The organism is Micromonospora marina, from assembly GCF_900091565.1.
GTDB lineage: Bacteria > Actinomycetota > Actinomycetes > Mycobacteriales > Micromonosporaceae > Micromonospora > Micromonospora marina.
The window spans coordinates 59,949-82,881 of sequence record NZ_FMCV01000016.1; the positions used below are offsets into that span (position 1 = coordinate 59,949).

Here is a 22,933-nt window from a genome sequence, read left to right on the forward strand (position 1 = left end):
CCGGCCCTGAGGAGCGCCCGATGAATGTTTCCCTGGACGAGGTCGTCGGCGCGCTGCGTGCGTCCCTGCTCGACAACCAGAAGCTCAAGCAGCAGAACCAGCAGCTCACCGCCGCGCTCGGTGAACCGGTAGCGATCATCGGCATGAGCTGCCGGTTCCCCGGCGGTGTCGGGTCACCCGAGCAACTGTGGGACCTGGTGGCCGCCGGCGGCGACGCGATGTCGGCGTTCCCGGACGACCGGGGCTGGAACCTGGGCGCGCTCTACGATCCGGACCCCGACCCCGGCAGCCGGGGCACGTCGTACGTGCGCGAGGGTGGGTTCCTCTACTCCGCCGGGGACTTCGACCCGGCGTTCTTCGGCATCAGCCCCCGCGAGGCCCTCGCCATGGACCCGCAGCAGCGGCTGCTGCTGGAGACCGCCTGGGAGGCGTTCGAGCGGGCCGGCATCGACGCCACCCGGCTGCGCGGCACGCCCACCGGCGTCTACGCGGCCACCAGCAGCCAGGGTGACTACGCGGCCCTGCTCACCGGGGTCACCGGCGGCGTCGAGGGCTACCTCGGCACCGGCAGCGCCGCAGCCGTGGCGAGCGGCCGGATCTCGTACGCTCTCGGGCTGGAGGGCCCGGCGGTCACCGTGGACACCGCGTGCAGCTCGTCGCTGGTCGCGCTGCACCTCGCCTGCCAGGCGCTGCGGCTGGGCGAGTGCACGATGGCGCTGGTCGGCGGGGTGTCGGTGATGGCCACCCCGACCGTATTCGTGGAGTTCTCCCGGCAGCGGGGCCTGTCCACCGACGGCCGGTGCAAGTCGTTCGCCGCCGCCGCCGACGGCACCGGCTGGTCCGAGGGGGCCGGCATGCTGCTCGTCGAGCGGCTCTCCGACGCCCGCCGCAACGGCCACCCGGTCCTCGCCGTGCTGCGCGGCAGCGCCGTCAACCAGGACGGCGCGAGCAGCGGGCTGACCGCTCCGAACGGCCCGTCGCAGCGCCGGGTGATCCGGCAGGCTCTGGCGAACGCGGGGCTGGGTGCCGACCAGGTGGATGCCGTCGAGGCGCACGGTACGGGCACCACGTTGGGTGATCCGATCGAGGCGCAGGCGCTGATTGCGACGTATGGGCAGGGCCGGTCCGCCGACCGGCCGTTGTGGCTCGGCTCGGTGAAGTCGAACATCGGGCACACGCAGGCGGCGGCGGGTGTGGCCGGGGTGATGAAGATGGTGCTGGCGATGCGGCACGGGGTGCTGCCGCCCACGCTGCACGTGGACGAGCCCACCCCGCACGTCGACTGGTCGGCCGGGGCGGTGTCCCTGCTGACCGGCGCGCAGCCATGGCCGGAGACCGGGCAGCCACGCCGGGCGGGGGTCTCCGCGTTCGGCATCAGCGGCACCAACGCACACGTCGTCATCGAGCAGGCCGCCGCGACGGACACCGGCGACGTGCGGCCGGCCGGCACGCCCGCCCCGCCGGTACCGTGGATCGTCTCGGCCCGCTCCGCACCGGCCCTGGCCGGGCAGGCGCGGCGGCTGCTGGCGCATCTGGCCGATCACCCCGACCTGACCCCCGCCGACGTGGCGTACTCGCTGGTCACCACCCGGGCGGCCCTGCCGTACCGGGCAGCGGTGATCGGCGGTGACCGCGACGCGCTGCGGGCCGGCCTGCACGCGGTCGCCGAGGAGCGCGACACCCCCGGCGTGGTGCGAGGCGTGGCCCGCCCGGCCGGCAAGGTCGCGTTCCTCTTCACCGGGCAGGGCGCCCAGCGCCTCGGCATGGGCGCCGAGCTGTGCCGCCGGTTCCCGGTCTTCGCCGCCGCCTTCGACGAGGTGGCCGGGGAGCTGAACCGGCACCTGAGCCGGCCGCTGCGGGAGGTGGTCTTCGCCGCGGCCGGCTCGCCCGGCGCGGATCTGCTGGACCGTACCGAGTTCACCCAGCCGGCGCTGTTCGCCTACGAGGTCGCCGCATACCGGCTGGTCACCGCCTGGGGGCTACGCCCGCAGTTCCTGCTCGGCCACTCGGTCGGCGAGCTGGCCGCGGCACACGTCGCCGGAGTGTTGTCGCTGGCCGACGCGGCGACCCTGGTGGCCGCCCGGGCCCGGCTCATGCAACAGTTGCCGCCCGGCGGGGCGATGCTGGCGGTGCAGGCGTCCGAGGCGGAGGTGGTCCCGCTACTCGACGAGCGGGTGTCCCTGGCCGCCGTGAACGGCCCCCGGTCGGTGGTGCTCTCCGGCGACGAGGAGGCCGTGCTCGCGGTGGGGCGGCGGCTGTCCGCCGAGGACCGGCGGTCCCGTCGGCTGCGGGTCAGCCACGCCTTCCACTCCGCCCGGATGGACGCCATGCTGGCCGACTTCCGGATCGTCGCGGAGAAGGCCGCGTGGCACCCGCCGAGCCTTCCGATCGTCTCCGACCGCACCGGCGAGCCGCTCACCGCCGCCCAGGCCACGGACCCGGGCTACTGGGTCGACCACGTCCGGGACACCGTCCGTTTCCACGCGGGCGTCGCCACCCTCGCCGCCGGCGGCGTCGGAACCTTCGTGGAACTCGGCCCCGACAGCGCCCTGACCGTGCTGGCCCGGGAGTGCCTGCCCGACATGGAACCGGCGGCCTTCGTGCCGCTCGCCCGCCGGGACCAGCCGGAGGCGACCACGCTGCTCGCCGCGCTGGCCGCGGTCGACCTGCGCGGTGCCGGGGTCGACTGGGCGGCTCCCTTCGGCGGCAGCGACGCCGCGCGCGTCGAACTGCCCACCTACGCCTTCCACCGCGAGCGTTTCTGGCCGGACCAGCCGACAGTGGATCTCGTTCCGCCCGCCGCGACCGGAGCGGACGAGGAGTTCTGGGCGGCCGTGGCGCAGGGACGACCGGCCGAGCTGGCCGCCGCGCTCGACCTGCCCGCCGACCGGCAGGACGCGCTCGCCGACGTGCTGCCCGCCCTCGCCTCCTACCGGGACCGGCGGCGTCGCGGATCGGAGCTGGACGGGCTGCGCTACCGCGCCGACTGGGAACGCGTCGACCTGTCCTCCGCCCGTGCCACGCCGGCCGGCCGATGCCTGCTGGTGGCCGGGGCCGGCACCGACGCCACCGCGGTGCTCACCGTGCTGCGCGCCGAGGGCCTGGACCCGACGCTGGTCACGGTGGGAGACGACCTGGACGCTGTCGCCCGGGCCGCGCTCGCCGACGGCACCTGGTCGGTCGTGGTCTCGCTGCTGGCGGCGGAGGAACCGGCGGCCGGCGCGGGAACCGGCGCGCTCGCCGGGACAGCCGCGCTGGTGCGGGCCCTCGCCGCTGCGGGGAACGGCACGCCGCTGTGGACCGTGACCCGGGGTGCGGTCGCCGTCGACGCGCACGACGCCGCTCCCGGCGTGGCCGGGGCGTACCTCTGGGGCCTGGGCCGGGTGCTGGCGCTGGAGCAGCCGCGCCTGTGGGGCGGGCTGGTCGACCTGCCGGCGGAGCCGGACGACGTCGCGCTCGCCGCGCTCGCCCAGGTCGTCGCGTCCGGCGGCGACGAGGACCAGGTGGCGGTACGCACCGGCGGGGTGTATGCCCGGCGGCTCCGCCGGGCCCCGGCCGGCGGAGCCGATACGGACTGGCGGCCCCGCGGCGCGGTCCTGGTGCACGGGTCCGCGCCGGTGCGTACCCCGCACCTGCTGCGCTGGCTCGCCGAGCGCGGCGCGTCGCACCTCGTCCTCGTGGGGCCGGTGGCGGATGCCGCCCCGCCCGGCCCGGACGTCACAGTCACCGCCGTCGACGACCTGGACGGGCTGCCCGAGGTGCTGGACCGGCTGGCCGCCACCGGCAGCGAGATCCGCACCGTCCTGCACGTCGCCGACTCCGACGGGGCCGGCGACCCGGTGGCGGTGCTGGATCCGCACGGTCTGGTCGACGCCGTGGCCGCCCGTACCGCCGCCGTGGAACTGCTCGGGCGGGCCTGCGCCGGCCTACCGGTCGACGAGTTCGTCGTCTTCACCTCGACGGCCGCCGTCTGGGGCAGCGGGGGAGCGGCGGTCGCCGCCGCCGTGGGCGCCGGGCTGGCGGCGCTGGCCGCCGGCTGGCGTGCCGCCGGCCGCCCGGCCACCGTCGTCGCGTGGGTGCCCTGGGCGGACGAGATCACCGATGCGGCGCAGTTGCGCCGCCGGGGGGTCCGGCCGCTGCCCGCCGACATGGCCCTGTCCGCGCTGGGGCAGGCTCTGGTCCGCGGTGACGACCACCTGGCCGTGGCCGACCTCGACTGGCCCGCGTTCGTGCCGGCCTTCACCGTCGTACGGCCCAGCGCGCTGCTGCGCGGCGTGCCCGAGGCGACGGCCGGCGCGGAGCCGGAGGCCGGCGATGCCGCGACCGATCCCGCCCGCGCGCTGCGCGAGCGGCTGGCCGGCGTTTCGGCCGGCGACCGGCACCGGATCCTGCTGGACCTGGTCCGGGCACGGGTGGCCACCGTCCTCGGGCACGCCTCGCCCAACGCGGTCGAGGCCGACCGGGACTTCCTGGAACTCGGCTTCGACTCGCTGACCGCACTGGAACTACGCGACGCGCTGCGCCAGGAGACCGGGGCGGAGCTGTCGGCGACCCTGCTCTTCGACCACCCCACCCCTACGGCGCTGGCCGTTCACCTGCTCGGCCGGCTCCTCGGCGCGGTGGCGGCCGGGGACGGCGCGGACGACGCCGGCGGACCTGCCGGGGAGAGTGCCGGCGGCGGACTGCTCGGCGGGTTGTTCAACCAGCCGAAGGCGCGCGAGGACCCGGCCGGGTATGCCGAACTGCTGGTCAAGCTCGCCCAGTTCCGCCCCAGCTTCCGCGAGCCGGCGCAGCTCACCCGCCCGGCCGGTATCCTCCGGCTCGCCGAGGGCGGGGCCCGGGCGCAGTTGGTGTGCTGCTGCACGATGTCGCTGCTCTCCGGCGCGCACGAGTACGCCCGGCTGGCCGCCGGCTTCCGGGGCGTACGTGACGTGTGGGCCCTGCCCAACCCCGGGTTCGGCGTGGGCGAGGAGCTTCCCGCCGACCTCGACGCGCTGCTGCGGGTGCACGCCGACACGGTGCTGCGCACCGTCGGCGCCGGCCCGTTCGTGCTGGCCGGTCACTCCGGTGGTGCGATGGTGGCCAACCTGCTCGCCGGGGAGCTGGAACGCCAGGGCCGCCCGCCGGACGCGGTGGTGCTCATGGACACCTACCCGGCCGACAGCGAGGTGCTCGGCGGGTGGGTGCCGCAGCTTCTCGACGGGATGATCGACCGGGACACCGCGTACACGCCGATGGACGACTGGCGGACGACGGCGTGGGCGGGCTACCTGCCGCTGTTCCTGGACTGGCAGCCGACCGAGATGGCGGCGGCGACCCTGCTGGTGCGGGCCACCGAGCCGCTGGGGGAGTGGGACGGCGAACCGGACGGCTGGCGGTCGCGCTGGCCCTACCCGCACGAGGCTGTCGACGCGGCTGGCGACCACTTCAGCATGGTCGCCGACCGGGGGCCGGAGCTCGCCGGCACGGTCCAGCGTTGGCTGGCTGCGCGGGGCCTGTGACCGGTTCCGCCCCTGGCATGCCCCTAGCGCCCCCTATCAGCGCACATACATCTATCGGACCGACGTTCCAGGACGGAGCATGACGACGTGGACGAGGCAGTGGTGGTCACGGAGCTGGTCAAGCGGTACCAGCCCAACATGCCACCGGCGGTGGACGGGCTGAGTTTCTCCGTCGCCGCCGGTGAGGTCTTCGGCCTGCTCGGGCCGAACGGTGCGGGCAAGACGACGACGATCGGGGTGCTGACCACGCGGGTGCGGGCCACCTCGGGCCGGGCCCGCGTGTGCGGGGCAGACGTGATCGGCTCGCCCGCCGCCGCCCGGCAGTTGCTGGCGGTCGTACCGCAGCGGGTGAACCTGGACCGGGCGCTGACCGTCCGGCAGAACCTGCTGTTCCACGCGGCCTACCACCGGGTGCCCCGGGCGCAGCGCATCCGGCGGGCGGACGAGTTGCTGGACCAGATGGGGCTCAAGGACTTCGCGAACCACCGCACGGACTTCCTGTCGGGCGGCCTCGCCCAGCGGACGATGATCGCCCGCGCGCTGATGCACTCGCCCCGGGTGCTCTTCCTCGACGAGCCGTCTGCGGGCCTCGACCCGCAGTCCCGGCTCTTCGTGCACGACCGGATCGCCGAGCTGAAACAGGACGGCGTGACAGTGGTGGTCACCACACACGACATGGACGAGGCGGAGAAGCTCTGCGACCGGGTCGGCATCGTCGACCACGGCAAGCTGCTCACCATGGACACGCCGTCCGCGCTGACCCGTACGCTGCCGGGCAGCAGCACCCTGACCCTCGTGGTGACCCCCGGCGCCTCCGCCGAGGAGGTGCGGGCCGCGCTCGATGCGATCCCCGACGTGGAGCAGGTGGAACACTTCAAGATGACCGCCAAGGTGCCCGTCGCCGCGCCGGCGTTTCCCGGCATGCCGCCGATGCCGATGCCCGCTCCGGTCCCGGATGCCCCCGCCGACTCGGACGCCCCCCTGTCCTTCCGGGTCTACACCAGCGGTCAGCCGGCCAATGCCATCCCGATGGCGATGAAGATCCTCGCCGACCTGGGTTGCGAGGTTCGTGACCTCAACATCGGCCAGCCCAGCCTGGAAGATGTCTTCATCCACCTGACCGGAAGGGAACTTCGGTGAGTGTCACCGCCCCCGCCCCCCCGTCCGCGCCGTCACCGGCTGCGGCGCCGCCGCCGGTGCGCGCGCTGGACCAGCTTGCCACCTTCCGCGCGGTGCTCTCGCGGGACCTGTTCGTCACCGGCCGGGAGCTGGTCGGCTTCCTGCTCCAGGTCTTCATCCAGCCGCTGTTCATGCTGCTGATCTTCGGCAAGGTGCTCAGCGACCTGGGCTACGCCAGCGACGACTTCTCCAACGTGCTGCTGCCCGGCGTCATCGCGCTGAACGCCTTCCTGATCGGCCTGGAGAACACCGCGCTGCCGATGATGATGGACTTCTCCTTCACCCGGGAGATCGAGGACCGCCTCCTGGCGCCCATGGCGACCCCGCTGGTGGCGCTGGAGAAGATCATCTTCGGGGGTATCCGTGGCCTGATCGCCGGTGTGGTGCTGATCCCGGTCGGCATGCTCATGCTCGGCGTCACCTGGCCCTGGGCGGTGGTGCTCAAGGTGGTCGGGGTGTTGGCGATCGGCGCGCTGGTCGGTGCGGCGGTCGGTCTCGCCTTCGGCACCCTGGTGCCCACGCAGCACATCCAGATCATGTTCACCGTGGTGATGACGCCGATCATGTTCACCGGTGCCACCCAGTTCCCGCTGCTCGGCCTGGACTCGCTGCGCTGGTATCAGGTGATCTGTTCGCTGAACCCGCTGACCTACATCAGCGAGGCGACCCGGTCGCTCGTCGGCCCGCCGGGGGTCGAGTCGCTGCCGCTCTGGCTGTGCATGTGCGTCCTCACCGGGGTCTTCGTGGTGTTCTCGGCGATCGGCATGCGTGGCTTCATGCGTCGCGCCATGGACTGACCACTGACCGCCCGGGATACGGTCCGCCGAGGGCCCGAATCGCTCCTGCGGTTCGGGCCCTCGTGTGTCGCAAGGGGCCGGCCCCTGGGGACGGCCGTCAGGACGTGGCGCTCTGTGTCTCGTCGGCCACCGTCTCGGCGTACACGGCGAGCCGGGACGGCAGGTCGGTCCGGCGCTTCACGTCGAGCTTGCGGTAGACCCGGGTCAGGTGCTGCTCGACAGTGCTCACCGTGATGAAGAGCTTGCTGGAGATCTGGCGGTTGGTGTGGCCCTGTGCGGCCAGCGCGGCAACACGCCGCTCGGCGTCGCTCAGCCCGTCGTCCGGTTCCTGGAGTTCGGCGGCGGCCGGGTACGCCGGCAGCCCACTGCCCGGCTCCCGGCGGATCAGCCGCTGAGCCAGCACCGACGCCCCGCAGTCCTGCGCGAGCTGGTAGGCGCGGCGGACGAGCAGCCGGGCGCGGGCGGAGTCTCCGGCGCGCTGGAGCGTCTGACCGGTGTCGCCGAGGGCGCGGACGAGCTCCAACCGGTCGCCGCTGGACTGGAGCAGGTTGACCGCCTCGCAGAGCAGCTTGCGCCGGTGGTCCTGGGCGGCGGTGGTGGCGAGCAGGCGCAGCGTACGGCCCCGGGTCCGGTCGTCGACCCCGTGCGGCACCCGCAGTTGCTCCTGCAGGAGCTGCATGGCCTGCGTCTTGTTGCCGACGCTGAGCTGCACCCGGGCCAGCTCCAGCCGCCACGGCACCAGTCCGGCCGCGTCTATCCCCCACGTGCGCATCAGCTCGCCGCAGCGCCGCAGGTCGGTGGTGGCGGCGTGCGGCCGGCGTACGGCCAGGTGGTGCCGGCCGCGTGCGGCCAGGTAGTGCACGCCCAACGGGGTGCGGAGCATGCCGGGCGGGGTCGGGTGGGCCAGCCACCGGTCGGCCTCGGCGAACCGGCCCGACTCCGTCGCGGATGCGATCAGGGTGGACAGCGGTCCGGCGATCGCCACTCCCCAGGCGGGGGCGGGCATGTCCGCAAGGGCCGCGCGGGCGTGGTGCTCGGCACCGGGCAGATCGCCGACGCGCAGGGCCGCCTCCGCCCGGATCGCCCGGATCACCGCACGCCAGCCCGGCGCGTGCTGAACCACCGGCCGGTCGAGCAGCATGTCGCCCCAGACCGCGGCCCGGTCCGACCGGCCGGCCCAGAGCAGCGCCAGCAGGGGCGCGGTCAGCAGGCCGAGGGCGCCGTCGTCCGTGTGGTGGCGCTGCAGGATCTGCTCGGCGGTCGGCACCGTGTCGTTGTCGGCGGTCGGCGTCAGCGCGGTGCCGAGCACCGTGACCGCCTGCAGGAGCGGGCTGACGGTGGTCGGGGCGCTGGCCGCGCGGCTCCAGGCGGCCGGGTTCTGCCGTACGCTCGCCAGGTGGTCCGGGTGGGAGAGGGAGACCAGAAGCTGCATGATCCGCAGGCGGCCGGGCGGGGCGTCCGGAGCCTGCTCCTCGTCCGCCGAGAAGCCGCTGACGGCCTCGGCAGCCTCGTCGGCACGGCCCTGCCAGAGCAGGTACGGCACGGCGGAGAGGCTCGCATCGGTGGACCAGCCGGCGGCCCGCGCCGTCTGCACCAGCTCCGTCAGCTGCCCGTTCACCGTCAACGGGTTGAGCTGCCAGCGGGCATTCACCAGCATCTCGGTGGTGGCGGTGCGTTGCCGCTCGTCCACCGGCGCGCCGGCGAGCAGCCGCAGGCAGGCAGCCGCCACGTCGGGCCGGCCGGACGAGAGCGCGTCGCCGGCGGCGTCCTGGAGCACCGGCACCCGCCAGCCGGCCACCGTCGCACCGGCGGCCACGAGGTGCTCGGCGACCACGCTCGCCTCGGCGCCGCGGTCGTGCAACACCTCGGCGGCCCGCTGGTGCAGGCCGCGCCGCTCGTCGGCCGACATGTCAGCGAGGATCGGGTGCAGGATGCGCGAGTGGCGTAGCTGGTCGCACTCCATCAGACCCGAGGTACGCAACACCCGCACCGCCGGGACCGTGGTCGCGGGCATCACGTCGAGGAGGTGGCCGAGCAGTTCGGTCGACGCGGGCCGGTCGAGCACGGCGAGCGCCTGGGCCACCCGGCGCACCCCGGGCTCGTGGCGGTAGAGGCACCCGAGCACGGCCTGGTCGAACGCGTCACCGACGGACGGAACGTCGTGGTCGCTGCCCTCGCCGCCGGCCCGTTCGTCGAGCAGCGCCCGGGTGAGCAGGGGATTGCCCCCGGTCATCCGTACGTAGTGTTCCGCCGTCCTGCGGGCGTCGGCGTCCTCGACGGCGTCCTCGATCAGCCGGGCGACAGCGTCGACGGTCAGTGGTGGCAGGCCGATCCGGGAGAAGTGCGGCTGGCTGAGCAGCTCGGCACGGAACAGCGGGTGCGGCGGGCGCAGCGTCGACGCCTCCGCGAGCACGACCATGATCCGGGCGTGGCGCAGCCGCCGGGTCACGTAGAGCAGGCAGTGCAGCGAGGCCGGGTCCGCGTGGTGCACGTCGTCGACGAGGAGGATCAGGGGACCCTTGGCCGTCAGGTCGACCAGGGTGGTGAAGAGGCCGTGCAGCAGGGGTGCCCAGGCCCGGTCTCCGGCGGACGCCTCGCCGCCGACTTCGGGCAGCGGCACCGTGGAGGTGGCGTCGCGCAGCAGCTTCTCGACGTGGGCGGCGGTCTCCGGGGCGAGCCGTGCACTGTGGAAGAGCTGCCCGACCACTCCCAGGTGGAGACCGCGCTCCGCTCGTGAGCCGGTCGCGCTCATCACCTGCCCGCGGGAGCCGGCCGTCCACTCGCCGAACGACTCCAGCAGGCTGGTCTTGCCGCTGCCCACGGCACCGGTGACCAGCGCGACGTGTCCGCGCTGCTGTTCCTCACAGGCGTGGAACACGCGCCGCAGACGGGTGATCTGTTCCTCTTGCTGAACCAGCACCTGCGCGTCAGCCCTCCTTGTACGCGGCGCGGGCCTGGTAACGCCGGTACGGCCCGACACCGCCACCCCTGCCGGAGACAGCCGCCCCTTTCGCCCGCGTCTCGCCGGGTAGGGGTGGAGCGCGCCGGGCGGCCACGCCGGGTGGACCTGAACTCCTTCGTCGGACCGGTCTTCTAGCCGTACGGTCCGCGTGATGAGGCGAGTCTGGCACCGGCATGATGGTGCGACAATGGGCGTGAGACCCCACCGTTTCGCACACAAACCTGCGGCCCCGAAAGGCGTTTAGGGGTTGCGCGATCCGGGGTGGGGGTGTCGGAGCCCACCGGTCAGGGGGGAGGCCACACGTCAGTGAACGGCCGGTGGCGGGCGTACAGCTTGATGGTGTCACACCGCGACTCCCGGCGGTGCCCACGGTGATGGGTGGCGGACTCTGGGTGACGGAGGCGGTCGCGTGACGCCCGACGGCTCTTCCGTGCGGAACCCCGACCGGGATCAGCGTGGCCGCCGGGCGGACGGACGGCCGCCCGGCGGGTCGGTGCCCCGCGTCAGCGGATCCAGCACCGTCGTACCGGGGCGGTCGAACCGCAGCCGTCCGGCGAGTTCGCTGCGCGAGTTGACGTCCAGCTTGCGGTAGATGCGCGTCATCCGCTGCTCGATCGCGCTGACCGTCAGGAAGAGCTTCTCGGCGATCTCACGATTGGTGTGACCCTGGGCGGCCAGGATGGCCATCCTGGATTCGGTGTCCGTCAGGCCCTGGACCACGACCGCCGCACCCGCCGCCCGGCTGCCGGTGGCACCGCCCCTGGCGGACAGGGCGCTGGGCCACAATGTCGGGATGCCGCACTCCTCCGCGAGCGACCGGGCCGACCGGATCGCGGCGCGCGCCTGCCGCCGGTCGCCGGCCTGCTCGTAGGCGTGACCGAGGTCGGCGAGGTTGTGCGCCAGCTCCATCCGGTCGCCGCACTGCCGCAGCAGCCGTACGGCGCTGCGCAGGTGCGGGATCCGTTCCGGTCCCTCCTCGGTCGCGGCCAGAACCCGCAGGGCCGCGGCCCGGTACCGGACGTGGAGGGGCCGCAGCCGGGTCAACTCGTCGCGCACCAGCTTGCGCGCCTGCTGGCGGCGGCCCATCCGGAGCAGTGCCCGAGCCGATTCGGTGCGCCACGGCACGAGACCCGAGAAGTCCAACTGCCACCGTTGCATGAGTTGCCCGCAGAGCTGGAAGTCGGCCAGCGCGGCCTCGGGGCTTCCCGCGGCGAGGGCGTGCGTCCCGCGGGCGTGCAGATAGTGCAGCCCGAGCGGGGTCTCGAAGGTCGCCGGCGGCACCGGCACCTGGAGGCAGGCGGCCGCCGTGTCGAGCTGGTCCATAAGGGTCAAGGCCCGTATCCGGACGGCGAGAGGTATCCCGATCACCACCCCCCAGCCCTTCGGCGAGAGCTGCCCCAGTGCCTCGTCGGCCAGCTTGCCGGCGCGGGGAAGGTCGCCGAGCCGGCCGGCGACGGCGGCCCGCAGGGCGGTGAGCGTGGCCGAGGGGGTGGGGTGGTGCGGGGTGGCGAGGTGGCGGCCCAGCCGGTCGCACCAGTCGTCGGCCAGGTCGAGCTGATCGGCGTAGATCATGGCGATGAGGGCGCAGATGACCCTGAACATGTGCGGTTCGTCATCCGGCCCGGTGGTCGACAGCGTCCGCTCGGCCTCCTCGACCACGCCGGCATCACCCCGGGCCAGTACGCCGGACAGCAGGAGGGCCCCGTTGAGCCCGTGCTTGACCCGGGCCAGCGTGAGCGGATCCCGCGCGGCCACGGCGGGGGCGGGCCGGTTGACCACGACCCCGGGATAGAGCGTCGAGATCCAGCCGGTGATGATGAGCAGCTCGGCCATGGACTGCGGATCGGCGGCATCCGCCCGCTCGCTCAGGTGCCTGACCAGGTCGACAGCCTTGTCGATCTCACCGTGCCAGAGGAGGTACTGGATGGGACCGGCGGCCTGTTGGCTGCCGAGGTGCCCGGCCCGGATGGCGGTGGCGACGCTGACCAGGTGCGGGATCGTGGCCTGCGGGTCGAGCCGCCACTCGGCGCGCGCCAGCGCGGAGCGGATCCGCGCCCGCAGGCACTCACCGACACCACTGCGGTGCGCCCGGCGCAGGTACCGCAGGGCGGTCTCCACCTCGCCGTCGAGAAGCGCCTGCTCGCCGGCGTCCAGCAGGGTCGGCGCCATCCAGGGCTCGGCCAGCTCGCCGATGCCCACCAGGTGCGGCGCGATCCGCGCCGGGGGTGCGCCGTCGTCGTGCAGCAGGCGGGCCGCTCCCAGATGCAGCCGTACGCGTTCCTCGGCGGTCATCCCGTCGATCACGGCCTGGGTCACCGCCGGATGGCGCAACCCCTGTTCGTCGATCAGCCCCGCGCTGGTCGACTTGTCGACAGCGCCCAGCGCGGGGTGTGACCGGGCGTCGAGGAGGTGCGGCAGCAGGCTGCCGTGCAGCGGCTCGCCGGTGACGGCGAGCACCCGGGCGGCGTTGAGCACCAGGTGGTCGCAGCGGTAGAGGCAGCTCAGCACGGCCTCCCGGAACGACTCGCCGACCGCCGGGGCGTCGGCGGACCGTGGCGCGGCCGCCTGGTCGTCGGCGAGCGCGTGCACCAGGAGCGGATTCCCGCCGCTGATCCGGTGGCTCGCCTCGGCGATGCTGCGGGCGAGCGGGATGTCGAGCCGTTGGGCGAGGAGCTGGAACGTCCCCTCGGCGGTGAGCAGCGGCAGGCGGATGCGGTGCAGCCTCGCGGGTTGCAGCATCTCGGCGCGCACGTCCGCCCGCCACGGCCGGGTGCGTGGCGCCTCCGTCAGGACGATCAGTACGGGTAGGCCGGTGAGCCGCCGGGCCACGTAATCGAGGCAGCGCAGCGACGGCGCGTCCGCGTGATGGATGTCGTCCACCACGATGACCAGCGGCCCCCGGGAGGCCAGTTCGAGCAGGGCGCGCCCGATGGCGGCGGTGAGCCGCGCGTTCTCCGCGTCCGCCGGATCGGCGTCGTTCCATGCGAGGGCGCCCGCGTCCAGCAGACTGGCGAGGCGGGTTCGGATGTCGGGGGCGTCCGCGGCACACAACGGCACCGCGCGGACGAGCTGCCGGACGACCTCCAGCGGTACGCTGCGCTCCGCGCGGGAGGCGCTCGCGCCGACGACCCGTGCTCCGGCGTCGCAGGCGCGCCGGGCGAAGGTCTGTGCGAGCGCGGTCTTGCCGGAACCGACCGGGCCGGTCAGCACGGTCACCGGCCGGTCGGTCGGCGCGGCGCCGCCGCGGAGCAGGTCTGCGAGTCGGCGCTCCAGCAGGGCGAGCTGGCTTGAACGCTCGGTCAGCTCCATCACCACCCCCTCCGGGGGAGGGCCGCTTGCCCTGTGCGGCCCGACAGCTCGACCAATCTGGAGACCGGCAATTCTTGACCCACTCCACTATCGGCAAGTATCGACGGGCGTCGAGCTTCGTCAGTGAGCCATCGACCGACGTGACCGGTTGGCCGCTGCGAGCCGTGTTCCCGTATGTGTCGGCGATAATTCCCCAGCTCCTTCGGGTCGACACTTCCTATCGACCTCTGTGGTGGTGGGAGTATGGCAGTTGGGCAAATGGGCGGCAAGCCGAGCTGTGTAAAGGATGAGCAAACATGGGTTTCTCGCCTCGGTGGCCCGGCCGGGGGTGGCGACGGAAAGTCGCCGGCTGGCCCCGTACCGTGACAGAGTGCTTCCATGGGCCGATGGTTCCGCTTATCCGGCCCGCCTGCTGATTGGCGTGTGGGCTTTTTCGTGCTAACCGGGTGTCCGGGTGTCGCCGGTCGCTCTTGCCGAGGGTCGACGCCGCCCGCGGTTGCGTCGTGCGGAGACGCCGAACTGAGTGTCATCGTGGTTGAACTCGGCATTCGTGACTCCGCCCGGGCCGATCCGGCGCGGGCGGAGTGGTGCCCGAAGCTGGCGTGGACGTGTCGTCCCGGCCTCCGGCGTGGGGCCGTGGGGTCTGGACGGCTGTCTCGGCAATTGCCGGAGGCGCTCGGTTGTTGCGGGGTGAGGCGTCGATGCCGGAACTGCGACCGATGTCTGTCCGATACTGCTGGCGGTCGTTGCTTGATGTGCGTCGTCGAGCCACGATTCGGACGTTTGGGAGATTCTGCGATTATGTTGTTAAAGACAGAATTATGCATCCGAGTGCCTGTTGGTCACGGAGGTCGCCGAATTTCATTCGGCCCGGCGGCTGATCTAATGCGGAACACGTCAAGGCGATAAATTCTCAATGCGAGCTGCCGCGCATCAATAGAGACACTTCCGGTCGATGTTCGATCGCCGAGGACGAATGCGGTTGCCGCATTGTTCGCCGAGCCGGCGTGAGCGCTCGGGCCGACCGCTGGATCAGGACGGACGGGATCCGGTCCTAGCTGGCCAGTAGGCTCCGGCAGGGGATCCGGACTCGGTGGCTAGGGGTTGTGCCCGACGATAGCCCGGCCCTAATTTCGGGGCACCCGGTCTTTACCGTCGGGACAGCCGGACATAGGGCCGTACAGGCCCGAGACCTGGAAGGTTCTGTGGTCGTCGTGATGTCCCAGCTGCCGCCGCGACTCGTTGCGGCCCCGCGCAGGGGATAGCGGAGATGACACTGCTGCCGGTGCTGCGGGGATCCGGTGCGGATCGGGCCGACGCGGTCACGGTGGCCGGAGAAGCCCTCTCCAGCGAGGCCCTGCTGGGCTGCGTCACCGCGGTCGCCGATCGGATCAGGGGCGCGACGGCGGTCGCGGTCGACGGCACACCGACGCTGGAAGCGGTGGTCGGAATGCTCGGCGCCGTCCTCGCGGGGGCGCCGCTCGTACCGCTGCCTCCCGGCGCCGACGAACGCGAACGCAGCCGCATCCTGCGGCAGTCCGGGGCGACGGTGATCCTCGGCCGTGCCCTGTCCGGGGCCGACGGTCTGCCCACGATCCCGGTCGACCTGCGAGAACACGCCTCGACGCGGCATCCCGAGCCCGCCCCGGGCAGCGACGCCGTCATCCTCTACACCGGTGGCGTATCAGGGCCGCCGCGAGGGGTACGCATCTCGCGCCGCGCCATCGCCGCCGACCTCGACCTACTGGCCCGTGCGTGGCACTGGAGCGAGGAGGACGTGGTCGTCCAGGGCACCCCGCTGTTCCGGGCGTACGGTCTGGTCGTCGGCCTGCTCGGCGCACTGCGGGCCGGTAGCCGTTTCGTCCACCTCGACCACACCGGCACCGGGCCGGTCGGCTCCATGCACCTGGCCTCGCCCGACCAGTGGGCGAGGATGGCGCTGGACGGCCATCGGGCCCGGCCGCTGTCCGCGGCGCGGATGCTCGTCTCCGCGGACGGCCCGCTGGCCCGCGCCGTGGCCGAGCGGCTCCGGCTGCTCACCTCGCACCGGCCGGTGCAGGCCTACGGCACCACCGAGACGCTCGTCGCGCTGACCGGGCTGGGCGGCGACCCTACGGTTCCGGGCGCTGTCGGCACCCCTCTGCCCGGCGTCGAGACGCGCGTGCTGGACCGCGAGGACCGGCCGGTGCCGGCCGACGGCGAGTCGGTGGGGGAGCTGAGCGTCTGCGGGCCGACGCTGTTCAGCGGGTACGTCGGCGGGCGGAGCCTCGCCGCCGGTCGCTGGCACGCCACCGGGGACCTGGTCAGCGTGACCCCCGACGGCACGTACCGGATCATCGGGCGGTGCGGGTTCGACGTGGTGCACAGCCGGGGCCGGCGGATGCCCGCCAGGCAGATCGAGGAGGTGTTGCTGAGCCACCCCGGCGTTCGCGACGCCTCCGTCGTCGGCACACCACACCACGCGCTCGGCGAGCAGGTCACCGCCTACGTCGTCGCCGAGGGGGTGACCGCGCAGGTGCTCATCGACCACGTCGGCCGGTACCTCTCGGCGGGCCAGCGCCCCCGGCGGGTGCACTTCGTCGACGAGCTGCCGCGCAGCGCCCTCGGACGGATCAGGAAGTCCCTGCTGATCGCCGGCGGCTGAGCCGACCGGGCGGCGGGCGGCGGTGACCCGCCACCACCACGGTCAGCCCTCCACCCAGCCGTGCCGCCGGGCCAGCTCCAGCATCCTCGTACGTACCGCCACGACCTGCGCTCCGGTCAGGTCCGGCACGGAGGTCAAGAGCGCCTCGGTCGCCTCCACAGAGAAGGCCCGCTCGGAGAGGACGTCGCACAGGCCCTCGTCGTCCTCCGCGCTGCCCGTGACCTGCCCGCTGTCCCTGCTGCGCCCGCCGCCGACCGTGACGCCGGCCCGGGCGGACAGCCCGGCACCGGCCGTCGGGGCGCGATCCGCACCGGGGGCGACACCGACCACCCGCACCAGCACGGCCTTGGGCCCGCGCTCGGTCTCCACCGCGTCGTACTCGACCGGGACGCCGGGCGTCAGTGCCCACTTGTCGCCGTCGAGCATGTTCGCGTGCACGAACACGTCGTCGCTGCCGTCGTCCGGGGCGATGAACCCGTAGCCCCGCACCTCGTCGAACCGCACCACTTTGCCAGTAAGCATCGCCATTCCCGCGTCCATCCGCTCCCGCGTCCATCCGCCCAAGACCAGGTGTGCCCGCCCGCAGGACCGGGCCGGCGCCCAGAGTGGCACCTGTCCCGGGCGGGCCGGCACCCGTACCCGACCCCTATGGTGCACCTATCGCCGAGGCCGCTGCGGCACCGGGTGCCGCAGCGCCTACCATCGGCCAACGTGATCGAGCAGATCCTGCCCTCCACCGTGGCGGTGGCCGAGTCCTTCACCGATCCCGCCGGCGTAACCCTGTTCCCCGAGGAAGAGGCGCTGGTGGCACGGTCGGTGGAGAAACGCCGCCAGGAGTTCGCCACCGTGCGGCACTGCGCCCGGCTGGCCCTCGGCGAATTGGGCCTCGCCCCGGCGCCGATCGTCTCCGGCGCGCGCGGTGCCCCGCTCTGGCCGGCCGGCGTGGTCGGCAGCATGACGCACTGCGATGGCTACCGGGCGGCGGTGGTCGGCCGCACGACAGGGTTCGCCAGCCTCGGGGTGGACGCCGAGCCGCACGCCCCGCTGCCCGACGGGGTGCTGGGCGCCATCGCCCTGTCGGCCGAACGGTCGCGCACCGCCACGCTTGGCGCGGTCCGCCCCGCCGTCTGCTGGGACCGACTGCTGTTCAGCGCCAAGGAGGCGGTGTACAAGGCGTGGTTCCCGCTCACCGGCCGGTGGCTGGACTTCTCCGAGGCGGACATCGTGTTCGACCCGGCCGGCACGTTCGAGGCCCGGCTGCTGGTGCCCGGTCCGGTGCTCGGCGGGGCCGAGGTGCGGGCGTTCGCGGGCAGGTTCCTGGTCGAGCGGGGGCTGGTGGTCACCGCGATCAGCATCCCGGCAGTGGCGTCCTAACCGGCCGCGCTCAGCCGCGTCTTCTGCACCTTGCCCAGGGCGTTGCGGGGCAGGGCGTCGACCAGGCGCACCTCGCGGGGTCGCTTGTGCGCCGAGAGGTGCCGGGCCACGAAGTCGATGAGTTCGGCCCCGTCCACCCCGTCGCCCACCACGTACGCGGTGACCTGCTGGCCGAGGTCGGGGTGCGGGGTTCCCACCACGGCCGCCTCACGGACCCCCGGGTGCGTCAGCAGGGCGTCCTCCACCTCCCCGGCGCCGATCCGGTAGCCACCGCTCTTGATCAGGTCGGTTGACGCCCGGCCGACGATCCGGTGCCAGCCGTCCGGGTCGACGGTGGCGACGTCCCCGGTGCGGAACCAACCGTCCGGGGTGCGGCTCGCCGCGTCGGCGTCCGGGTGGTTGAGGTAGCCGTCGAACAGCGTGGGGCCGGTGACCTGAAGCTCGCCCATCGTCGCCCCGTCGGCCGGGAGCGGGGCGCCGTCGTCGTCGACCAGCCGCGTCCGGACCTCGGGCAGCGCCAGCCCGACGGTGCCGGGCCGGCGTGGGCGGTCCGTCCGGGCGCTCACGGTGATCAGGGTCTCGGTCATCCCGTACCGCTCGACGATCCGGTGACCGGTGAGGGTGGCGAGGTCGGCGAAGACCGCTGCCGGCAGCGCCGCGCTGCCCGAGACCAGCAGCCGCGCCGGACGCAGCGCCCGGGCCGCGTCCGGGTCGGCGGCGATTCTGGACCACACGGTCGGCACCCCGAAGTACATCGTGCCGTTCGCGGCGGCGTACCGGTCGGGGCGGGGACGGCCCACGTGGTGCAGCCGGCTGCCCAGCCGCAGTGGTCCGAGCACGCCGAGCACCAGCCCGTGCACGTGGAACAGCGGCAGGCCGTGCACCAGCAGGTCGTCCGGTGTCCATGCCCAGGCGTCGGCCAGCCCGTCGAGGCAGGCGGCGATCGCGCGGCGGGAGATCACGGCGCCCTTCGGGGCGCCGGTGGTGCCGCTGGTGTAGAGGATCAACGCGGTGCGGGCCGGATCCGGCTCGGGGTGGACGGTGTCCGACCGCCGGGTCAGGTCGACGGGCACGACGGGCCGGCGGTCGTCACCGACGGTGGGTTCCGCGCCGGCCGGGGCCAGCAGCGCCGTCGCGCCCGAGTCGCGCAGGATGTGCTCGCGCTCCATCGGCCCGGCGTCCGGCGGGATCGGCACGACCGCCGTCCCGGCCGTCAGCGCGCCCACCACGCCGACCACCGTCTCCAGGGTGGCGGTGGCCTCGATCGCCACCCGGTCGACGCCGCGCAGCTCGTCGGCCAGCGCCGTGGCCAGGCGGCGAAGCTCCACCCAGGACGCCGCCCGGCCGTCGACCCGGATCGCGTCCGGGTGCTCGTCGGTGCTCTTCGTCAGCCAGCCCAGCAGCGGCATGGTGCGATCCTCTCAGCGGCCCGGTCCGAGCCCTGCCGGGGGCCGCGACGCCGGTAGGGTGGCGGGATGCCGCCGGATCCGGGTGGGCGAGTGCGTCGCGCCGGTGGGCCGGGAGAACGGTCCTGACCGTAGTCGGGGGTTTCCGCAACCGGCCACCCCTACCGGCCGGGGCGGGTCGTGCGGACGGGAGGTGACATCGGTGGTCGCGAGGGCGGCGGCACCCGACGGTGTCCGCGCGGTGGTGTTCGACCTCGACGGGGTGCTGGTCGACAGTCTCGCCGTGGCCAGAGAGGCGTTCGCCCTCGCCTACGCCGAGGTGGTCGGCGACGGCATGGCCCCGGTCGAGGAGTACTGCCGTCACCCGGGCCGGTACCTGCCGGAGGTGCTGGAGCTGATGGGCCTGCCGGCGGCGCTCGCCGAGCCGTTCGTGCGGCAGAGCAACCGCCTCGCACACCGGGTCAGCCCGGTCGACGGCGCGGCGGAACTGCTGCGCACCCTGCGTCGGCGGGGGATCGGGCTCGCCGTGGCCACCGGCCGCAGCGGCGTACGCGCCCGGGAACTGCTCGGCCGGCTCGACCTGTTGCCGCTCGTCGACCACGTGGTGGGCTCGGACGAGGTGCCCCGTCCGAAGCCCGCGCCCGACATCGTGCGGCGGGCACTGCACCTGCTCGGGGCCCACCCGGCGGAGGCGTTGATGGTCGGCGACGCGCCCAGTGACCTGGCCAGTGCGCGGGCGGCCGGGGTGACGGCGGTGGCCGCGCTGTGGGGCGAGTCCGAGGAAGAGACGCTGCGCACGGCCGGGCCGGACGTCGTCCTGACCCGGCTCGACGAGTTGCTGCCGCTGTGCCCGGCCCGGCGGTGACGAGCCACACCGGATCCGTGGGCGGGAAGCCGCCCGGAGCCGCCGCCCGGCCGGACGGACGCCCGGACACTCAGCGTGACCGGGCGACACCCCTGTCGCGGGGCGGCACCCCTGTGGAGGGCCGTTCCCCGCATCGACACCCCCGATTCATCACCTGATCAGTTGATCCGCGCATCGGTTGCGCGGATGATGTCGGGCGTCGGTCGGCCCGGGTCCGGCCCGTTCCCGCGGACCGACGCCGCGATCAGCCGAGGGGTCCGCCCTTCCCGGCGGCAAACCGCACGTGAAGGAGGACCATCCCGGATGCCGGTCATCGAGGTCGATCATCTGCAGAAGCGGTACGGCGAGAAGGTCGCGGTCGACGACGTCTCCTTCACTGTCGAGCAGGGCGAGGTCTTCGGCGTCCTCGGCCCGAACGGAGCCGGCAAGACGACCACTGTCGAGTGCGTGCAGGGGTTGCGCCGCCCCGACGGCGGCAGCGTCCGGGTGTTCGGGCTGGACCCGGTGCGCGACCGCACCGAGGTGCGCCAGCGCGTCGGCGCCCAGCTCCAGGAGAGCCAGTTGCCGGACAAGGTGCGGGTGCGGGAGGCGCTGGACCTGTACCGGTCCTTCTACCGCAACCGGGCCGACATCGACGAGCTGCTGACCGACCTCGGCCTGGCCGAGCAGCGCAACACGTACTTCCAGAAGCTCTCCGGCGGGCAGAAGCAGCGACTGTCGGTGGCCCTGGCACTGGTGGGCAGGCCGGAGGTCGCGATCCTCGACGAGCTGACCACGGGCCTCGACCCGCAGGGCCGCCGGGACACCTGGGATCTCGTCGAGCGGATTCGCGACCGCGGCGTCACCGTCGTGCTGGTCACCCACTTCATGGAAGAGGCGCAACGACTCTGTGACCGGATCGCGATCATCGACCAGGGGCGGATGGTGGCCATCGACAGCCCCGCTGGCCTGCTCGCCCGGGTCGGCAGCGAGCACCGGGTGCACTTCCGCCCGGCAGAGCCGGTCGAGGACGCCCTCCTGCTCGCCGCGCCCGACGTGACCGGGGTCAGCCGCTACGGGGCGGAGGTGACGGTGACCGGCACGAAGGACGTGCTCCAGTCGGTCCTGGCAGTGCTCAACGGGCGCGGGACGACCTACACGGACCTGCGGGTCGAGCAGCCCACCCTCGACGACGCCTTCGTCGCCCTGACCGGCCGCGGCGGCCGGGCCGCCGCGCAGTCCCCGACCGACGGGAGGTCGTCGTGAGCGCCCTGTCCAAGCTGATCGCCGTCGAGACGAAGCTGTTCCTCCGGGAACCCGTGTCGTTGTTCTTCGTCTTCGCCCTGCCGATCGGCCTGATGCTCGTCTTCGGCCTGCCGCAGCGTGCCGGTACCGCCGCCGACACCGGCCAGCACGCCGAGCAGACGTTCCTGCCGTCGCTCGCGCTGGCTCTCACCATCGGCATGCTCGCGCTCTTCACCCTGCCGATGGCACTGGGCATCTACCGGGAGCGCCGGATCCTGCGTCGTCTGGCGACCACCCCGGTGCGGCCCGCGCTGCTGCTGGTCGCCCAGGTCGTGGTCAACCTCGTGATGGGCGTGCTCGGCGCGGTGGTCACCTCGATCGCCGTGCGGTTCCTGCTGGACCAGCCGGCACCGGCCAACCTGCCCGGGTTCGTGCTGGCCTTCCTCCTCGGGGTCGCGTGCCTGTTCGCCGTCGGCCTGCTGATCGCGGCGCTGGCGCCGTCGGCCAGGGCGGCTCAGTCGATCGGCCCCGCGCTGTTCTTTCCGCTGCTCTTCCTGGCCGGCGCCTGGCTGCCCCGCGACCGGATGCCGAGTGCCCTGGCGGCCGTGGCCGACTACTCGCCGCTCGGCGCGACTGTCGACACCATCGGCGCGGCGTGGGCGGGGGCCGACCCCGAGCTGCCGCAGCTGATCGCCCTGGCCGTCACGGCCGCCGTCGCCGCCCTGGGGGCGACGCGGTTCTTCCGCTGGGAGTAAGCCCGCCTCCCGACCGGGTGGTCCGGGCATCGTCGCTGCCCAGGACCGATTCTAGGGGTGCGCTAAGGGTGCTCACGAAATGTGATCTGCACTACTTTCGGCGCTGAACGGGTGGCCGCTCACCGGACAAGGACGTTCGACCGCGGAGCGTCCGTCCACCCGGCAACGGGTGTCGTTGGGCCTGTGTGGACACAGCCGCCGTCGCCCCTGCGGCGGCTCGTGACGTGTGCGGAATGCGACGGAGGTCGTGCCATGAAGGACGTTTCGCAAGCTGATCCGGTCGCCCGGGACGCCGCTGGCGTCATCGATGTCGTCCTGGAGGGTGGCCCGGTCGGTCTGCCGGCCGATCTGCGCAGCCGTCGGGTGCCCAGGGCAGAGAAGAAGATCAAGATTCTGTACTACGGCGGGTACGAGCACTTCGAGCGGGGCGCCGCCGTCACGACGGTCGAGCCGGTGGTCTTCCGCTGGACCGGCCGGACCCGGATCGCCGAGTAGCGAAGGGACGCAGCAGTCTCATGCGGGCACACGACCAGCGGACGGCACCGCACCTGACGGTCAGCGACACGAGCGAGGCGATCGCCTTCTACACGGACGTCTTCGACGCCGTGGCCATCCAACGGGAGTGCCTGCTCGACGGGCATGTCGTGCACGCCGAACTGGCCGTCGGCGGTCATCGCCTGATCGTGAGCGAGTGGTGGGAGGCGGGCGACCTGTCGGTGGCCGCGAACCGTGACGAGGTGCTGACCATCGAGCGGACGGACCCCGAGTCGGTGCTGCGGCGGGCGGTGGCCGCGGGCGCCCACGTCGAGCCGCCGGCCGGCCCGTCGCACCAGGTCACGTTGCGCGACCCGGCCGGCCTCTGCTGGAGCGTCGTCGGCCCGCAGCGGACGGGGTAGGGCGAGTCCCGGCGGACCCGG

Annotated in this window: 13 protein-coding genes and 1 pseudogene; 10 read left to right on the plus strand and 4 right to left on the minus strand. The window is 73.5% G+C overall.

Annotated elements, in window-relative coordinates; genetic code table 11:
- Window positions 1-20: 20 nt before the first annotated feature.
- From GA0070215_RS18580 to GA0070215_RS18590, 3 genes and pseudogenes are all read left to right on the plus strand, one after another.
- A pseudogene (locus tag GA0070215_RS18580) lies at window positions 21-5,501 on the plus strand (type I polyketide synthase); the annotation flags it as partial.
- A gap of 87 nt (window positions 5,502-5,588) precedes the next feature.
- A complete protein-coding gene (locus tag GA0070215_RS18585) occupies window positions 5,589-6,641 on the plus strand; it encodes an ABC transporter ATP-binding protein (protein WP_018787730.1) in 1,053 nt (350 codons plus the stop codon).
- Entirely contained in the window at window positions 6,638-7,477 is an 840-nt protein-coding gene (locus tag GA0070215_RS18590) for an ABC transporter permease (RefSeq protein WP_018787731.1), read from the plus strand. The genes GA0070215_RS18585 and GA0070215_RS18590 overlap by 4 nt, the downstream gene beginning before the upstream one ends.
- Window positions 7,478-7,574: 97 nt before the next feature.
- Here the strand turns inward: GA0070215_RS18590 and GA0070215_RS29570 are convergent, their stop codons facing one another.
- Both GA0070215_RS29570 and GA0070215_RS18600 read right to left on the minus strand, forming a co-directional pair.
- On the minus strand, window positions 7,575-10,397 hold the full coding sequence (locus GA0070215_RS29570) for a helix-turn-helix transcriptional regulator (protein WP_091047947.1): 2,823 nt from the start codon (window positions 10,395-10,397) through the stop codon (window positions 7,575-7,577).
- A 492-nt stretch (window positions 10,398-10,889) separates the two neighbouring features.
- Entirely contained in the window at window positions 10,890-13,748 is a 2,859-nt protein-coding gene (locus GA0070215_RS18600) for an AAA family ATPase (protein WP_091048028.1), read from the minus strand.
- 1,270 nt (window positions 13,749-15,018) lie between these two features.
- Here GA0070215_RS18600 and GA0070215_RS18605 point away from each other — a divergent pair.
- A complete protein-coding gene (locus GA0070215_RS18605) occupies window positions 15,019-16,392 on the plus strand; it encodes an AMP-binding protein (RefSeq protein ID WP_018787734.1) in 1,374 nt (457 codons plus the stop codon).
- A 42-nt stretch (window positions 16,393-16,434) separates the two neighbouring features.
- On the opposite strand, the gene GA0070215_RS18610 is transcribed toward GA0070215_RS18605, so the two are convergent.
- Window positions 16,435-16,932 carry a cold-shock protein gene (locus GA0070215_RS18610; RefSeq protein WP_091047951.1) on the minus strand — a complete coding sequence of 166 codons (498 nt, stop codon included), beginning with the start codon at window positions 16,930-16,932 and terminating at the stop codon, window positions 16,435-16,437.
- A 171-nt stretch (window positions 16,933-17,103) separates the two neighbouring features.
- On the opposite strand from GA0070215_RS18610, the gene GA0070215_RS18615 reads away from it, so the two are divergent.
- Complete coding sequence (locus GA0070215_RS18615) at window positions 17,104-17,766, plus strand: 4'-phosphopantetheinyl transferase family protein (RefSeq protein ID WP_026268443.1); 663 nt, start codon at window positions 17,104-17,106, stop codon at window positions 17,764-17,766.
- On the opposite strand, the gene GA0070215_RS18620 is transcribed toward GA0070215_RS18615, so the two are convergent.
- A complete protein-coding gene (locus GA0070215_RS18620) occupies window positions 17,763-19,175 on the minus strand; it encodes an acyl-CoA synthetase (RefSeq protein WP_091047954.1) in 1,413 nt (470 codons plus the stop codon). The two genes, GA0070215_RS18615 and GA0070215_RS18620, sit on opposite strands and share 4 nt — an antisense overlap.
- Before the next feature lie 199 nt (window positions 19,176-19,374).
- Here GA0070215_RS18620 and GA0070215_RS18625 point away from each other — a divergent pair, with 199 nt between their 5' ends.
- The 5 genes from GA0070215_RS18625 (at window position 19,375) to GA0070215_RS18645 (ending at window position 22,912) form a co-directional block, all read left to right on the plus strand.
- Entirely contained in the window at window positions 19,375-20,037 is a 663-nt protein-coding gene (locus tag GA0070215_RS18625; RefSeq protein ID WP_091048033.1) for an HAD-IA family hydrolase, read from the plus strand.
- Window positions 20,038-20,340: 303 nt separating this feature from the next.
- Complete coding sequence (locus GA0070215_RS18630; RefSeq protein WP_018787739.1) at window positions 20,341-21,282, plus strand: ABC transporter ATP-binding protein; 942 nt, start codon at window positions 20,341-20,343, stop codon at window positions 21,280-21,282.
- Window positions 21,279-22,016 carry an ABC transporter permease gene (locus tag GA0070215_RS18635; protein WP_018787740.1) on the plus strand — a complete coding sequence of 246 codons (738 nt, stop codon included), beginning with the start codon at window positions 21,279-21,281 and terminating at the stop codon, window positions 22,014-22,016. Before GA0070215_RS18630 ends, GA0070215_RS18635 begins: the two co-directional genes overlap by 4 nt.
- A 252-nt stretch (window positions 22,017-22,268) precedes the next feature.
- On the plus strand, window positions 22,269-22,511 hold the full coding sequence (locus GA0070215_RS18640; RefSeq protein ID WP_018787741.1) for a DUF5988 family protein: 243 nt from the start codon (window positions 22,269-22,271) through the stop codon (window positions 22,509-22,511).
- Between the two features lie 20 nt (window positions 22,512-22,531).
- A complete protein-coding gene (locus tag GA0070215_RS18645) occupies window positions 22,532-22,912 on the plus strand; it encodes a VOC family protein (RefSeq protein WP_018787742.1) in 381 nt (126 codons plus the stop codon).
- The last annotated feature ends 21 nt before the right edge of the window (window positions 22,913-22,933 follow it).